Annotated in this window: 14 protein-coding genes; 5 read left to right on the top strand and 9 right to left on the bottom strand. The window is 70.8% G+C overall.

Annotation, left to right across the window (positions count from 1 at the left end; genetic code table 11):
* Positions 1-3: 3 nt before the first annotated feature.
* The 4 genes from FFT10_RS27865 to FFT10_RS25145 are packed head-to-tail and all read left to right on the top strand — an operon-like array spanning position 4 to position 3062.
* The gene (locus FFT10_RS27865) at positions 4-297 is read left to right on the top strand and encodes a hypothetical protein (RefSeq protein WP_162520918.1); all 294 of its coding nucleotides are present in this window, start codon (positions 4-6) and stop codon (positions 295-297) included.
* A 4-nt stretch (positions 298-301) separates the two neighbouring features.
* Complete coding sequence (locus FFT10_RS25155) at positions 302-1003, top strand: SDR family NAD(P)-dependent oxidoreductase (protein WP_162520917.1); 702 nt, start codon at positions 302-304, stop codon at positions 1001-1003.
* A gap of 2 nt (positions 1004-1005) precedes the next feature.
* Positions 1006-1677 (top strand): MBL fold metallo-hydrolase, encoded by a 672-nt coding sequence (locus FFT10_RS25150; protein WP_137735637.1) that lies wholly within the window; start codon positions 1006-1008, stop codon positions 1675-1677.
* A 23-nt stretch (positions 1678-1700) separates the two neighbouring features.
* Positions 1701-3062: a DUF4910 domain-containing protein gene (locus FFT10_RS25145; RefSeq protein WP_137735636.1), complete on the top strand. Its 1362-nt coding sequence runs from the start codon at positions 1701-1703 to the stop codon at positions 3060-3062.
* A gap of 16 nt (positions 3063-3078) precedes the next feature.
* Here FFT10_RS25145 and FFT10_RS25140 read toward each other — a convergent pair whose 3' ends face one another.
* From FFT10_RS25140 to FFT10_RS25120, 5 genes are read right to left on the bottom strand one after another with little or no spacing between them, the layout of a single operon-like run.
* On the bottom strand, positions 3079-3324 hold the full coding sequence (locus tag FFT10_RS25140; protein WP_137735635.1) for an acyl carrier protein: 246 nt from the start codon (positions 3322-3324) through the stop codon (positions 3079-3081).
* Complete coding sequence (locus tag FFT10_RS25135) at positions 3321-5162, bottom strand: HAD-IIIC family phosphatase (protein ID WP_137735634.1); 1842 nt, start codon at positions 5160-5162, stop codon at positions 3321-3323. Before FFT10_RS25135 ends, FFT10_RS25140 begins: the two co-directional genes overlap by 4 nt.
* Positions 5159-6352, bottom strand: a complete 1194-nt coding sequence (locus FFT10_RS25130; protein WP_137735633.1) for an SDR family oxidoreductase — start codon at positions 6350-6352, stop codon at positions 5159-5161. The genes FFT10_RS25135 and FFT10_RS25130 overlap by 4 nt, the downstream gene beginning before the upstream one ends.
* Positions 6349-7374 carry a 3-oxoacyl-ACP synthase III family protein gene (locus tag FFT10_RS25125; RefSeq protein ID WP_137735632.1) on the bottom strand — a complete coding sequence of 342 codons (1026 nt, stop codon included), beginning with the start codon at positions 7372-7374 and terminating at the stop codon, positions 6349-6351. Before FFT10_RS25125 ends, FFT10_RS25130 begins: the two co-directional genes overlap by 4 nt.
* Positions 7371-8303 (bottom strand): class I SAM-dependent methyltransferase, encoded by a 933-nt coding sequence (locus FFT10_RS25120; RefSeq protein ID WP_137735631.1) that lies wholly within the window; start codon positions 8301-8303, stop codon positions 7371-7373. Before FFT10_RS25120 ends, FFT10_RS25125 begins: the two co-directional genes overlap by 4 nt.
* 223 nt (positions 8304-8526) lie before the next feature.
* On the opposite strand from FFT10_RS25120, the gene FFT10_RS25115 reads away from it, so the two are divergent.
* A complete protein-coding gene (locus FFT10_RS25115; RefSeq protein WP_137735630.1) occupies positions 8527-10236 on the top strand; it encodes a hypothetical protein in 1710 nt (569 codons plus the stop codon).
* A 27-nt stretch (positions 10237-10263) separates the two neighbouring features.
* On the opposite strand, the gene hisF is transcribed toward FFT10_RS25115, so the two are convergent.
* The 4 genes from hisF to pseB are packed head-to-tail and all read right to left on the bottom strand — an operon-like array spanning position 10264 to position 13930.
* Positions 10264-11061: an imidazole glycerol phosphate synthase subunit HisF gene (hisF, locus tag FFT10_RS25110; protein WP_137735629.1), complete on the bottom strand. Its 798-nt coding sequence runs from the start codon at positions 11059-11061 to the stop codon at positions 10264-10266.
* Positions 11055-11702, bottom strand: a complete 648-nt coding sequence (gene hisH / locus FFT10_RS25105) for an imidazole glycerol phosphate synthase subunit HisH (RefSeq protein WP_137735628.1) — start codon at positions 11700-11702, stop codon at positions 11055-11057. The genes hisF and hisH overlap by 7 nt, the downstream gene beginning before the upstream one ends.
* A gap of 3 nt (positions 11703-11705) precedes the next feature.
* Complete coding sequence (locus tag FFT10_RS25100) at positions 11706-12890, bottom strand: N-acetyl sugar amidotransferase (RefSeq protein ID WP_137735627.1); 1185 nt, start codon at positions 12888-12890, stop codon at positions 11706-11708.
* Positions 12891-12919: 29 nt separating this feature from the next.
* Positions 12920-13930 carry a UDP-N-acetylglucosamine 4,6-dehydratase (inverting) gene (gene pseB, locus FFT10_RS25095; RefSeq protein ID WP_137735670.1) on the bottom strand — a complete coding sequence of 337 codons (1011 nt, stop codon included), beginning with the start codon at positions 13928-13930 and terminating at the stop codon, positions 12920-12922.
* Positions 13931-14057: the final 127 nt, after the last annotated feature.

The raw sequence follows: 14057 nt of genomic DNA, 5'->3' as shown, positions 1-14057 counted from the left end.
GCGATGAACGAGACCGACCTGATCACCCTGATCCTGGACGAACTGCGCCAGGTCTGCGCCGAACTGGGCGTGGACACCGCCGGCCTGGATGCCGACAGCGTGCTGTTCGGCGATGGCAGCCTGATCGATTCGATGGCCCTGGTGGGCCTGATCATCAAGGTGGAGGAGCATGTGCTCGAGACCACCGGGCAGGAGATCCAGGTCATCGACGACGCGGCCATCATCGCCGACGGCCAGACGCCGTTCCGCAGCCCGCGCACGCTGGCAGCGCATGTGCTGGCCAAGACCACGGCCTAGGGCGATGCAGGGCAAGACCATCCTGATCACCGGCGCCTCGCGCGGGCTGGGCCTGGCCCTGGCCCGGCACTGGGCCGCCGGCAACACCGTGATCAACCTGTCGCGCACGCCGGCCGCCGACGACGGTGGCGGCCCGAGGGTGGAGCACCAGCCCTGCGACCTGGCCGACATGGTCCACACCGACGCCGCGCTGAAGGACCTGCTGCGCCGCCATCCCCGCATCGACCTGCTGGTCAACAACGCAGCGGTGCTGTCGACGGTGCCGCTGGGCGTGATGGCCGCCGCCGACATCGACCGCATGCTGGCCATCAACCTGCGCGCGCCCATTCTGGTCAGCAAGGCGGTGTTCCGCAAGATGGTGGGCCGGCGCAGCGGCCAGATCGTCAACATCCTGTCGATGGCGCCACGGCTGAGCGTGGTGGGCGATTCGGTCTACGCCGCCAGCAAGGCCGGCCTGGAAGCCTTCAGCCGGGTGCTGAACAAGGAGGGCCATCCCTTCGGCGTGCATGTCAACAACATCGGCTTGTCGGCCTTCCCGAGCGGCATGCTCGACAAGGTGATCGGCGACCAGCCCGGCAAGGTGCTGGACCTGATCCCGCACCACGGCTTCGCGCCGCTGCAGGAGATCGCCAACGCCATCGCCTTCTTCGAGGCCAACCGGCTGGACATCGGTGGCCAGACCCTCTACTTCGGCGGGGTGTCCTGACCATGCTGGTGCACCAAGACGGCGACCGCTGCATCCACCAGCTGGTGCACAACGAGATCCGCACCAACTGCTTCATCGTGCAGCGCGGGCAGCAGGCGCTGCTGATCGATCCGTCCGACCGCGCCGACCTGCTGCTGGCCTACCTGCAGGCGCAGGGCCTGCAGCTGGCCGCCATGCTGGCCACCCATGCCCACTTCGACCATGTGGCAGCCGCCGGCGGCATCGTGGCGGCCGGCGCGGCGCCCGCGCTGTACCTGCATCCGCTGGACCTGCCGGAGTACAAGCGCGCCAACAGCTATTCGCTGATGCTGTTCAAGCGCCCGATCCAGGTGGCGCCTGCGCAACCCTTCGATGCGGCGCTGGATGCCGTGCTGCGCCAGTTCGGCCTGGGCCTGCGCCATGCCGGTGGCCACACCCGCGGCAGCTGCTGGCTGCATGACCTGGACGGCGGCTTCCTGATCACCGGCGATCTGGTGCTGCACCATGCGCTGAAGGTCAACCTGGCCGACAGCCGCGAGAACCTGGCCGAGTTCGGCGCGTTCGTCGACACGGTGCAGCGCGAGTTCGCCCCCGCTGCCGTGCTGCTGCCGGGCCACGGCGCGGCCACCACGGTCGGCCAGGAGGCCGCCCTCAACCGCAAATGGGCCCATGTGCGCGAGCGCCTGGCCGCCTGACCCACCCTGCGAAAGTGACCACCATGCACACTGCCGCCGACCATGCCACTGCCGCCGCCGCCGTGGCCGCCAACCCGGCCACCGCTGCCACGCCGCTGGCCACGCTGCAGGACGGCCAGGCCATGCATGCCCTGGCGCGCCGGCTGTGGCCGATCCCGCGCAGCATCACCGGCGACGGCGTGCGCGCCACCCTGGCCGTGCTGCGCGAGACCTGCATGCCGGGCCTGCAGGTGCACGAGATCCCCAGCGGCACGGCGGTGTTCGACTGGAACATCCCGCGCGAATGGCGGGTGCGTGAGGCCTACATCCTCACCCCCGACGGCCAGCGCATCTGCGACCACGCGGTGAACAACCTGCACCTGCTGGGCTACAGCGTGCCGGTGCGCACCACCCTCAGCCGCGCGGCGCTGGACGCCCACCTGCACTCGCTGCCCGACCAGCCCGACGCCATCCCCTTCGTCACCAGCTACTACAAGGAGCGCTGGGGCTTCTGCCTGCGCCACGACCAGCGCGAGGCCCTGCCCGACGGCGACTACCAGGTGGTCATCGACACCGAGCTGTTCGACGGCAGCCTGAGCTACGGCGAGCTGCTGATCCCGGGCGAGACCACGCAGGAGGTGCTGCTGTCGACCTATGTGTGCCATCCGTCGATGGCCAACAACGAGCTGTCGGGCCCGGTGGTGACCAGCTTCCTGGCGGCCTGGCTGGCGGCACTGCCGCGCCGCCGCTACAGCTACCGCATCGTCTTCCTGCCCGAGACCATCGGCTCCATCGCCTACCTGAGCCGCCACATGGAGTCTTTGCGCCGCAACGTGGTGGCCGGCTACATCGTCAACTGCATCGGCGACGACCGGGCCTACTCCTTCCTGCCGTCGCGCCGCGGCGACACCCTCAGCGACACCGTGGCCCGCCATGTGCTGCAGGCCACCGACCCGGCCTACAAGTCGTACAGCTGGCTGCTGCGCGGCAGTGACGAGCGGCAGTACTGCGCCCCGGGCGTCGACCTGCCGATCGCATCCATCATGCGCAGCAAGTACGCCGAGTACCCGGAGTACCACACCTCGCTGGACGACCTGGAGCGGGTGGTCACGCCAGCCGGCCTGGCGGGCGGGCTGCGGGTGTTCCAGCGCACGCTGATGGCCATCGAGCGGCAGTGCCGGCCGCGTGTCACCGTGCTGTGCGAGCCGCAGCTGGGCAAGCGCGGGCTGTACCCCACGCTGTCGGGCCGCGGTCCGGGCCAGGCTGCGCAGCTGTACCTGGACGTGCTGAGCTACGCCGACGGCGGGCACACGCTGATCGAGATTGCCGAGCTGTGCGGCGTGCCGGTGTGGGAACTCTATCCGCTGGTCGACCGCCTGGCCGAGCACGGGCTGCTGGCGCTGTAGGCGCCGGCGGCGCCCTTCAGCCGCCGCGCGCGGCCAGCTGCTCGGCCACCACCAGGCGGATCAGGGCGAAGGAGGTGATGTTGGCCGCGTCCTCGTCGGGGATGCTGATGCCGAATTCCTCCTCGATCGCCAGCACCAGGTTCATGTGCTGGATCGAGTCCCAGGCCTCCACCGTGTCCATGCTGGTGGCGTCGGTGATGCCGGCGGCGTCGATGCCGAACAGGGTGGCCAGCACGCTCTTGAGGGTGTCGTCGGTGGTCATGGGCTCAGGGTGATCCAGGGAATGCTGCGGAGTTGGACGCTGTCGAGCGGCGCTGCGTAGTGTCGCGTGTCGGCCTGCGCCGCCACCAGGGGCAGGCCCAGGCGGTCGTAGAAGTCCTCGACCTGGGCGTTCTTGGCGCTGCGTTGCCAGTGGGCGGCGATGGCGGTGCAGCCCTGGGCGCGGGCATCGGCCAGCAGCTGCGGCCAGATGGCGAACTCGATGCCGCGGCCGATCACGCGGCAGCTCATCAGGAAGGCATCGACCACCAGGATCGGGCCGTCCCGGCGCACCAGCACCACGCCGGTCAGGCCGGCGTCGCCGAAGCGGTCGGTCACATGGAGCGAATACACCGCGCCGGTGCCATCCTGCATGCGCTGCTGGATCTCGGCGGGCGTCTGCCGCAGCGTCGTCAGGTTGAACTGGTTGGACTTCAGGCTCAGCTCGCTGATGCGGGCGATGCTGGCGCTGTCGTTGCGGGTCAGCCGCACCCGCAGGTCCAGCGAGGCCAGGTAGTCCTCGTGCGTGGCGAAGCCGGCGCTGGCCTCGGCCGCGGCCTGGCGCTGGCGGTACTGGGCGGTCTTGGCGCGGCTGTCGGCCGTCACGCCGCCGGCCAGGAACAGCGCCTGCACCTGCTGCAGCAGCTGCGGGTAGTCGCTCAGCGTGGCCGGCACCTGCAGCACCGTCACCTCGGGCAGGGCCTGGCGCACGGCCTCGCATTCGAAGGGCGAGTCGTCGACGAAGACCAGGCTGTCCAGGCCGATGCCCAGGTTGGTGGCGATGGCGCGCAGGTTGCGCACCTTGTCGTCCCAGTTGACCTGCGACTGGGTGATCAGCGCCGGCCGCAGCACCGCATGCGGATGCCGGGCCAGCACCTCTTCGACGTCGGCCGGGTTGTTCTTGCTGCACAGGCACAGCAGCACGCCTTGCTGCTCCAGCGCCGCAAACGCCAGCTGGGCGCGCCAGTACACCCGGCCGGGGTGGCTGTGCGGATCGAGCTGGATGCCTTGCGGTCCGTCCTCGCCGACGATGCCGCCCCACAGCGTGTTGTCGCAATCCAGCACCAGCGCCTTGTGGAAGCGGCTGTGGAAGCCGCGGGTGGCCAGGCTGATGCGCTCGGCCAGGCCTTCGGCAAAGCGCGCGGTATACGGTGCGGTGTGGCGCAGGTAGAAGCGCATGTCCAGGCAGGCGCCGGCACCCAGCTGCCGCAGGATGGCGCTGCTGTCGACCAGGCGCACATGGGCATGGCCGGCGGCCTCGTCGCGCAGCGCGGCATTGAAGCGCGCCAGCACCGTGTCCACCAAATCGGGGCTGCCGCCATCCACCCCCTCGCCCAGCCGGTGCAGGGTGGTCACATGCAGGTGGCGCAGGGCCGCCGTGCGGCTGAACACCAGGCGCCAGCGGGCGCGCAGGTCGGCCTCCAGCGCATCGACCTGGGCGGCTGGCAGCAGCGGCAGCTGCAGTTCGAGCGCGGGCAGCAGGTTGTCGAACAGCTGCACCCAGACCATGCCGTGCAGGCCGGCGGCCAGGAAGCGTTCGGCATCGCCCACCGGGTCGTCATGCTGGCCGGTCTGCACCACCACGCGGGTGCCGCACAGCACGCCCTGGCGGCGCAGCTGGGTGCCCAGCAGGTCGATGCTGACATTGGCCGAGAGGCCCAGGCGCAGCAGCCGGTCCGCGGGCAGCTGCGGCTCCAGCGCCTGCAGCGCGGCCAGGGTGCGGGCCAGCGGCGTGCCGGGGCTGCGCAGCAGGGCCAGCCAGTCGGGGGCAGCCGGGGTGCTGGCCAGGGTGTCGGCCGGGGTGTCGGTGGCCGGGCGTTGCGCCTGCAGGGTGTCGCTCATGCCATCACCATGCCGCCGTTGACCCGCAGCGTCTGGCCGGTGACGAAGGCCGCCGCGGGCGAGACCAGGTAGGCCACGGCATCGGCCACGTCGGCCGGCCGTGCCAGACGGCGCAGCGGGGTCTGCCGCGCCACGATCAGCTGCTGCTTCTCGGGGATGTCGCCGATCAGGCCGGTGTCGGTCATGCCCGGCGCCACGCAGTTGACGGTGACGCCGCCCGGCCCCAGTTCGGCGGCAATGCTGCGCGCGAACATCGCCAGCCCGGCCTTGGCCGTGGCGTAGCCGGTCCAGTGCGGCGTGGGCTGGCCTTCGGTGGCTTGCGAGGTGATGTGGACGATGCGGCCTGCCCCACGCGCCAGCATGCCCGGCGCACACAGCTGGCTGAGCAGGAAGGCGCTCTTGAGCTGCACGTCCAGCTGCTGCTGCAGGTCGGCCCAGCGGGCATCGGCCAGGCTGCAGGGTGCGATGCGCGGCGAGGCGGCATGCACCAGCACGCCCACCGCGCCGAAGCGGCGCTGGGCCTGCGCCACCAGGCTGGCGGCGCCGGCCTCGGTGGCCACGTCGGCCTGCACCGCGATGGCCTGCGCACCGTCGGCCTGCAGCTGGTCGACGATCTGCTGGGCCCGCGCCTGGCTGCTGTGGTAGCTCAGCACCACCCGCAGGCCGTCCTGCGCCAGGCGGCGGCAGACCGCTTCGCCGATGCCACCGGCGCCGCCGGTGACGATGGCCACCGGACTCAGGCCCGGTGGCGGCGGCGCCGCCGCCACCGACGGCGCCAGCAGCTTCACCTTGCCCTGGCCCTGCAGCACCACCTGGCGGTGCTGGTTGACGATGCGGGTGTCCAGCTCCAGCAGGCGGTCGCGCTCGTGCTTCTTCAGCACGGTGCAGGTGATGGTGAGGCTGTCGCCCAGGCGCACCGGCAGCAGAAACTCCATCGCCTGGCTGACCCACAGCGCGCCCGGCCCGGGCAGCTGCGTGCCGATCACCGTGCTGATGAACGAGGCGCCCAGCATGCCGTGCACCACCACCTGCTTGAACGGCGTCTCGCTGGCGAAGGCCGGGTCGACATGCAGCGGGTTGTCGTCGCCGGTCATCTCGACGAAGCGGCGGATGTCGGCCTCGGTGATGGTTTTCTGCAGGGCCTGGCTGTCGCCGACCTGCAGGCGGTCGAAGTCGGCAAAGGCGGTCATGCCCGCGCCTCCACGGCCTGGCCGGCGGGCGCCCAGCGCCACAGGCTGGCACCGAAGTTGAAGCCGGCCCCCACCGCCGCCAGCATCACCAGCATGCCGGGCCGCAGATGCCCCTTCTGCACCGCCTCGCTCAGCGCGATGGCGATCGAGGCCGAGCCGGTGTTGCCGATGTCCTGCACATTGGTGTAGGTGCGCTCGGTGCTGGCGCCCACTTTGCGCACGATGTACTCGAGCAGGCGCAGGTTGGCCTGGTGGAAGATGAAGAAGTCCACCGCCGGCAGGCTGGTGCCGGCCTTCTCGCAGGCGCGCCGCATCACCTTGGGCAGGTGGGTGATGGCCTGCTTCCAGGTGGCGATGCCGTTCATCTCCATCGCGTCCACGGCGGCATCGCTGCTGCGGCCCAGGATCGGGTGGCTGGAGCCGCCGCCGCGCAGGCGCACCGCCTCGTAGTTGCTGCTGTCGGTGTGGAAGGCCGACGACTGGATGCCCTGGCCGGCCGCACAGCGGCCCAGCACCACGGCGCCGGCGCCGTCGCTCAGGTAGATGGCGGTGTTCACATCGGCCCGGTCGACATAGCGTGAGCACAGCTCCACCCCCACCACCAGCGCATGGCGCAGGGTGTCGTCGCGGAACAGGCGGTCGGAGGCGGCGGTGAGCCCGGCCACCACGCCGGCACAGTTGGCCTGCAGGTCGTAGATCTGCGCGTCGCGCGCGCCCAGGTCGCGGTGCAGGCGGGCCGACAGCGGCGGGAACACATAGTCGCCCGAGAAGGTGCAGACGATGATGATGTCCAGCTGCGCCGGCTGGATGCCGGCCGCATCGAGCGCCTGGCGCGCGGCGCGCAGCGCGAAGTCGCCGGCGCTGTCGTCGGGGCCGGCCAGGTGGCGGCGCTGGATGCCGGTCTTCTCGACGATCCATTCGGGCGACACGTCCAGCCGCTGGCACAGACTGGCGTTGTCTTCCACCTGGGCCGGCAGGTCGTGGCCGGTGCCGAGGATGGCGATGCCGAAGTCGCTGCTCATGCGGCCCCCTTGCCCACGACGAAGGCCGCGGCCAGCGGCACCGGCACGCCCGGGCGCGGCGGCGCATAGGCTGCACCGGCCCACGACTGCTCCAGCACGAAGCCCGCTGCCTGCAGGTGCTGCCAGACCTCGTCGGGCTGGCGGTAGAGGTGGATGTGGTCGGCATGCGCGGCGTTCAGGGCCGCCGTGATGAAGGCCTTGCCGCCGGGCTGCAGCGCCGCATGCAGGGCGCGCAGGAAGCGCACCGGATCGTCCAGGTGCTCCAGCACCTCGACGCAGACCAGCCAGGGCACCGGCGGCATCGGCTCGGCCACCACGTCCTGGCGGTGCAGGGTGTAGCGGCTGTCGCAGCCGAAGCGCTGCATCTGCAGGGCGGCGAACTCGCAGGACGACGGGCTGATGTCGTAGCCGGCGCCGCTGGCCGCCGGCAGCGATTGCAGCAGCAGCCGCGAATACAGGCCGGTGCCCACGCCCACCTCGGCAAACTGGCCGGTGCCGGCCAGCCGCATCGGCGCGATGAAGGCCTGCTCGAAGAACTGCAGCTGACGGTAGTGGTGCGGCCACAGGTAGTGCGACAGCAGCAGGCCGGGCAGGTACTCGTCGGCCATGTGGCGGCTGTTGAAGTAGACCTCGGCGGCGGCCTCGGCATGGCTCTTGTCGGGGTAGGTGCCGCTGGCCTCGAAGGCCTTCTGCCGGCGCATCGCGTCCAGCGCGAAGCTGCTGTAGCCGCGGGCCGCGGCGGCCAGGGCGTCGTCGCCGGGCAGGAAGCGCTGCAGCAGGTCCTCGAAGGCCAGCAGCCAGGGCGTGCCAAACGCCGCCTGGGCGCGGCCGATCAGCCCGGCCGACAGGCGGTGGTGCGCCTGGAACAGCGCCTGCAGCCGTGCCGTGCAGGGCGGCAGCGGGGTGGTGTGGACGGAGGAAGCGTGCATACCGCCAACGTTGCCACGGTGGGGCGCCGGCAAAACCATGTGATGGGGCGATTTCGCAGCCAATTTGCAGGGCAGGGTGGCGCGGCGTGTGCGGCTGTTGCCGCAGCGAACTGACGTCCAAAGCACGCGGATTTTGCACCAATGCGACGCGGCCAGCCGGCATCCAATGCGGGCTTGTCCCGTCCCCATCCTGCCCGGCGTCCCGCGCCGGCCTGCACCTGACATGGTCGACCGCATCCTCGTTCTGCACCGGCTGGACATCGCGCCTGCCGAACAGCTGGCCAAGCAGCTCGCCGCCCAGGGCGGCGAACCGCCGGTGCTGACCGTGCTGGACCCGTCGCTGCACACCTACGCGGTGAGCACCGGCCTGCGCGGCGCCCAGCTGCTGAACCTGCGCGGCGGCGATGTCGATTCGGCCGAAGCGGCCGCCCGCGCGCTGTCGGCCGCCCGCATCATCAGCGGCGAGGCCGACACCCTGATGAGCGCGCTGATCCCGGCCGCCCGTGGTGCAGCCTGGCTGAGCTTCTGGTTCCGCACGCTGCACACCACGGTCTACGGCTGCCGCAGCATCGCCCGCACGCTGGCGCCGCACGTGGCGCGCGACCAGCTGCACCTGCTGCTGCCCGATGTGCCGCACCGCTACGGCTACCACTCCTATGTGCCCGGGCAGGTGATGCACCGGGTGCTGCGCGAGGCCGGCCAGGCGCCGCGGCTGTGGACCAACCCGGTGCCGCCGCAGGATCCGGTGCAGCTGCCCGACCCCTGGTCGGCGCCCGACGGCATGGCGCCCGAGCTGCTGTGCTGCGTGCCCACCTGCTTCCAGGACAGTGCGCTGTTCACCGCCGAGCTGCAGGCCAGCGGCAAGTCGGTGCTGGTGCTGCCATCCCCGGTGTACGACGTGCCCACCGACGGCCTGCCGCGCTGCAGCCTGGCGCTGCCCGAGCAGCTGGCCGGGCGGCTGGACAGCGCCGACCTGCAGGCGCTGGAGGCGCTGCTGCCCCGGCTGGCGGCACTGCTGATGACGCACATCGAGCCGCTGCTGGGCCATGCCGGCATGGCCCAGCGCCAGGTGGATGTGATCGTCGAGGGCTACCGGCAGAACGTGCTGCTGTACCTGGCGCTGCAGGCCCGCTTCGGCCGGCAGGCGCCGAAGACGCTGCTGATCAGCAACCACGATGTGGGGCTGCATGGCGCGATGGTCAGCTTTGCGCGCCAGCACGGCCTGCGCATCGTGATGGTGCCGCATGCCAAGATCTTCAACAGCGTGGTGCCCAGCTACGACCAGGACGTGCTGTGCCTGACCCACCCGATGCAGGGTGGCGAGGTGATCGACGTCGACGGCTGCCGCATGGCCACCGGCCTGCTGGACTTCGGCCGCAGCCTGCAGCTGCCCAGCCAGCCGCCAAAGCCCCTGGCCACGCTGGGCATCGTGCTCAATGCGGTCTCGGCCAACACCATCATGCTGCTGGACATGCACATCTACATGCACGGCCTGCAGCAGCTGCTGGCCTGGTGCGGCGCGCATGGGGTGCACTGCCGCGTCCGGTGCCGGCCCAACGGCAGCATCCTGCCGATGGTCAGCGCCCGCCTGGGGATAGACGCCGAGGAACTGGCCCGGCAGCAGCAGGGCAGCCTGGTGGACTTTGCCCAGGGCTGCGACCTGGTGCTGGGCTACGACGTGCCGACCAGCGGTGCCTTCGACCTGCTGGAGCAGGGCCTGCCGGTCTTGCAGACGCTGTGCCGCCGGCTGGAGCCCGAGCAGCTGCGCATGGCCGACGAACGCATCGTGCCGCGCCTGTCGGTGGCCGACACGCTGCAGCAGCTGGACCGCTTCGTCGGCGAACCGCTGGCGCTGTGGCGCTACCGCCGCAGCCAGCACGCCAGGCTGGTGGCCGCCTCGGCCGAGGCCCAGCCGCTGCGCGCCTGGCTGTGAACCGCGGGCGGTGTGCCCGGCGGAGGATCAGGCGGGCAGGGCGTGCACCGCGGGCGCCGGCACGAAGCCGCTGCGCACCGGGATGCCGGCGGCGGCCATCGCTGCCTTGGCGCCGGCCGGTGTCTGTTCGGTGTAGTGGAAGATGCTGGCCGCGGCCACGGCCGAGGCGCCGGCTTGCAGCACCGCGTCGACCATGTGCCGGTAGTTGCCGGCCCCGCCCGATGCGATGACCGGAATGCGCACCGCCTGGGCCACCTGGGCGATCAGGTCGAGGTCATAGCCCTGCATGGTGCCGTCGCGCTCGACCGAGGTCAGCAGGATCTCGCCGGCACCGCGGTCTTCCAGCTCGCGGGCCCAGTCGCGCACCGCGCGTCCGGTGGCGTGCTGACCGGCGTGGCTGAAGCATTGCCACTGGCCCGGGCCAGTGTTCCGCACGTCGATGCTGGCCACCACGCACTGGCTGCCGTGGCGCTGGGCGATGGCGTCGATCAGCCCCGGGTCGGCATAGGCCGCGGTGTTGACCGCCACCTTGTCGGCACCGGCGCGCAGCAGGCGCTGCACCTGCGCGATGCCGGTGATGCCGCCGCCCACGGTCAGCGGCACGAAGCAGTCGGCCGCGAAGTCGTCCACCGATTCGGTGTCGGGCTCGTCGCCCGTGGCGTGCGCGACGATGTCGAGCAGCACCAGTTCGTCGACCTCCCGCTGGTTGTAGACCTTGATGGCCGGCAGCACCGGACCGACCCGGCGCCAGCTGTCGAAGCCCACGCCCTTGACGAGGCCGACCTGCTTCCACAGCAGGGTGGGGATCACGCGCACCTTCAGCATGGCACCGGCTCCGTCACCAGGGCGAGGAAGTTGCGCAGCAGCCGGAAGCCGGCGCGGCCGCTCTTTTCCGGATGGAACTGGGTGCCGCAGACAGGGCCGTGGCGCACCACGGCGGCCACCGGCAAGCCGTAGTCGGTGGTGGCCAGCAGGTGGGCGGAGTCGTCCGGCACCATGCCGTAGCTGTGCACGAAGTAGAAATCGGTGCCCGTGGGGATGCCGCCCAGCAGCGCATCGTCCTGCGCCGGCTGCACGCCGTTCCAGCCCACATGCGGCAGGCGCTGGATGCAGCCCAGGCTGGCCAGGCTGACCACCCGGCCCGGCACCAGGCCCAGACCCGGCGTGCCACCGGGCCGGTGGGCGCCCTCCAGGCCGCTGCTGGCCAGCAGCTGCATGCCCAGGCAGATGCCGAGCAGGGGCGTGCCGTGGTCCTGCACCTGGCGCTGCAGCGCTGTGGTCCAGCCGCCGTCGTCCAGCAGGCCCATGCAGGTGGTGAAGCTGCCGACGCCCGGCAGCACCAGGCGGTCGACCTCTGCCAGCTCGGCCGGCTGGCGCAACGCGGTGGCCTCGGCACCCAGCGACGCCAGCGCGCGCAGCACCGAGCCCAGGTTGCCCACGCCGTAGTCGACGACGCCCACGCGCATGGCTCAGGCCGCCTCGCGCAGGGCCACGGCCGGGCGCACCGGGTTGTCGTGGTTCAGCTTGAAGAGGTTGCCGTGCCGGTCCTTGCGCAGGGCGCCGTTGGCTTCGCGCTGGAAGATCTTCTTGTTGGTGAAGCGGTCGCACAGGCGGATGAACTCGTCGACGCCCATCTCCAGCGGCGCCAGGATCTCGGCCAGCGGCTTGCCCAGGTAGGACCAGGGGAACTTGCCGTCCAGCCGCTGCACGATGTCCAGCCCGTCCTCCCGGGTCAGCCGGCCGCGGCGGATGTGCAGGCAGGCATGGTCGGTGGCGCGGCCGAAGCCGAACTTCAGGAACTTGAAGTAGTCGTGGATGCCGTGCTGGTGGTTGTCGAGGTTCTCGTAGTTCACCATCGAGCCTTCCACCGCCGTCGGGTGGCTGGCAAAGCCGTGGCCCTGGGCAATCAGCGCGTTCGACAGCCCGTCCCAGGGCAGGTAATGGCCGAGGAACAGGCCGGTCACGCCGACGCGGGCCAGCTCTTCGTCGCTGGGGTAGGTGTAGTGGATCAGGTGCTTGGCCTCGATGCCGTCCTGGCCCACCAGGTCGGTGACCCGCATGCCCAGCAGGCCACCGAACTCCTCCAGCCAGCGGCGGTTGAGCACGTTGTTCTGTGCCGCCGCGGCGGGGCCGCCGTACTCGTCCTGCGAGTTCTCGCCCCAGACGATCAGCGGCACGTTGAACTGCACCGCCGCCCGCACCGGGATGGTGAAGATGCCCACATGCTCGGGCCAGGCGATGTCGCCCACCTGGGTCAGGCCGATGCGGTTGAGCCGGGCCCGCACCAGCGGGTTGGGCGACACCTCGACATGGTCGACGCCCAGGCGCTTGAGGTTCTCGATGTTCTGGCGGCCCAGGGGCGACAGGTCGCAGGTGCTGCTGGTCACGCACAGCGGGTTCAGGCCCAGCTGCAGCATGCGCACCACCTGGTAGGTGCTGTCCTTGCCGCCGCTGACCGGCACGATGCAGTCCCAGTGGCTGCCGTCGCGCCGACGGTGCTTCTCCACCAGGGTCAGCAGCTCCTGGCGGCGCAGGTCCCAGTCGACCTGTGCGCGGTTGCGGTAGCTGCGGCAGGCATTGCACTCGCCGGTTTCGTCGAGCTGCAGGTCCGGCTTGGTGTCGGGCATCACGCAGCTGCGGCAGTAGGTCAGCATGTCGGGGCTCCTCGGGGGTCTGGGTGGTGTCAGTGCTGGGCGACGCCGTCCACCTGGGTGGCGATCAGGTCGCGCAGTTGCGGCACGGTCAGGAAGTCGGGGTTGCTGCCGCTGTCGTAGCTGAAGCCCGGGCGCACCCGGCGTGCACCCTGGCGGGCGCAGTAGTCGTCCAGGCTGTAGTCGGCGCCGCTGGGCAGGATGGCGTAGTAGTCGCCCAGGTCCACGGTGTTGGGGCTGTCGCTGGCGGTGATCATTTCCTCGTGGATCTTCTCGCCGGGGCGGATGCCCACCACCTGCTGGCGGCAGCCGGGCGCCACGGCCTCGGCCACGTCGGTGATGCGGTAGCTGGGCAGCTTGGGCACCAGGATCTCGCCGCCCCAGGCATGCTCGATGGCCCACAGCACCATCTCCACGCCCTCGTGCAGGCTGATGTTGAAGCGGGTCATCTCGGGTGCGGTGATCGGCAGCACGCCGGTCTGGCGCCGCGCCTTGAAGAACGGGATCACCGAGCCGCGGCTGCCCATCACGTTGCCGTAGCGCACCACCGAGAAGCGCAGGTCGCGCGAGCCCTTGATGTTGTTGGCCGCCACGAACAGTTTGTCCGAGCACAGCTTGGTGGCACCGTACAGGTTCACCGGCGCGGCCGCCTTGTCGGTGGACAGCGCCACCACCCGCTTGACGCCGGCGTCTAGGCAGGCCTCGATCAGGTTCTGCGCACCCAGCACATTGGTCTTGATGCACTCGAACGGGTTGTACTCGGCCGCCGGCACCTGCTTCAGCGCCGCGGCATGCACCACCACGTCGATGCCCTCCAGTGCGCGCAGCAGGCGCTGCGGGTCGCGCACGTCGCCGATGAAGTAGCGGATCTGCGGGTAGTCCCGCTCGCCGTAGGTCTGCGCCATCTCGAACTGCTTGAGCTCGTCGCGCGAGAACACCACCACCCGGCGCACGCCGGGATAGCGCTGCAGCAGGGTGCCGACGAACTGGCGGCCGAAGGAGCCGGTGCCGCCGGTGATGAGGACAGATTTTCCGTTGAGCATGTGCTGACCCGCCTTGTGCATGGATGGCCGCCCGCCACGGGGCCGGACGGCATGCATCCACTGTGGCGCAGCCCGGTCCGGCGGGATCGCCAAAGAAGCCAGCCCCGGGGGGCGCTTTTCGGCGCCG

The organism is Pseudaquabacterium pictum, from assembly GCF_005403045.1.
GTDB lineage: Bacteria > Pseudomonadota > Gammaproteobacteria > Burkholderiales > Burkholderiaceae_C > Pseudaquabacterium > Pseudaquabacterium pictum.
The sequence above is the reverse complement of the archived record's forward strand: the minus strand, read 5'-3'. Positions and strand labels throughout refer to the sequence as shown.

What these genes read in the sequence shown, in the direction of transcription:
- FFT10_RS27865 (WP_162520918.1), top strand. Translation starts at nt 4, where the DNA reads ATGAACGAGACCGACCTGATCACCCTGATCCTGGACGAACTGCGCCAG.
- FFT10_RS25155 (WP_162520917.1), top strand. Translation starts at nt 302, where the DNA reads ATGCAGGGCAAGACCATCCTGATCACCGGCGCCTCGCGCGGGCTGGGC.
- FFT10_RS25150 (WP_137735637.1), top strand. Translation starts at nt 1,006, where the DNA reads ATGCTGGTGCACCAAGACGGCGACCGCTGCATCCACCAGCTGGTGCAC.
- FFT10_RS25145 (WP_137735636.1), top strand. Translation starts at nt 1,701, where the DNA reads ATGCACACTGCCGCCGACCATGCCACTGCCGCCGCCGCCGTGGCCGCC.
- FFT10_RS25140 (WP_137735635.1), bottom strand. Translation starts at nt 3,324, where the DNA reads ATGACCACCGACGACACCCTCAAGAGCGTGCTGGCCACCCTGTTCGGC.
- FFT10_RS25135 (WP_137735634.1), bottom strand. Translation starts at nt 5,162, where the DNA reads ATGAGCGACACCCTGCAGGCGCAACGCCCGGCCACCGACACCCCGGCC.
- FFT10_RS25130 (WP_137735633.1), bottom strand. Translation starts at nt 6,352, where the DNA reads ATGACCGCCTTTGCCGACTTCGACCGCCTGCAGGTCGGCGACAGCCAG.
- FFT10_RS25125 (WP_137735632.1), bottom strand. Translation starts at nt 7,374, where the DNA reads ATGAGCAGCGACTTCGGCATCGCCATCCTCGGCACCGGCCACGACCTG.
- FFT10_RS25120 (WP_137735631.1), bottom strand. Translation starts at nt 8,303, where the DNA reads ATGCACGCTTCCTCCGTCCACACCACCCCGCTGCCGCCCTGCACGGCA.
- FFT10_RS25115 (WP_137735630.1), top strand. Translation starts at nt 8,527, where the DNA reads ATGGTCGACCGCATCCTCGTTCTGCACCGGCTGGACATCGCGCCTGCC.
- hisF (WP_137735629.1), bottom strand. Translation starts at nt 11,061, where the DNA reads ATGCTGAAGGTGCGCGTGATCCCCACCCTGCTGTGGAAGCAGGTCGGC.
- hisH (WP_137735628.1), bottom strand. Translation starts at nt 11,702, where the DNA reads ATGCGCGTGGGCGTCGTCGACTACGGCGTGGGCAACCTGGGCTCGGTG.
- FFT10_RS25100 (WP_137735627.1), bottom strand. Translation starts at nt 12,890, where the DNA reads ATGCTGACCTACTGCCGCAGCTGCGTGATGCCCGACACCAAGCCGGAC.
- pseB (WP_137735670.1), bottom strand. Translation starts at nt 13,930, where the DNA reads ATGCTCAACGGAAAATCTGTCCTCATCACCGGCGGCACCGGCTCCTTC.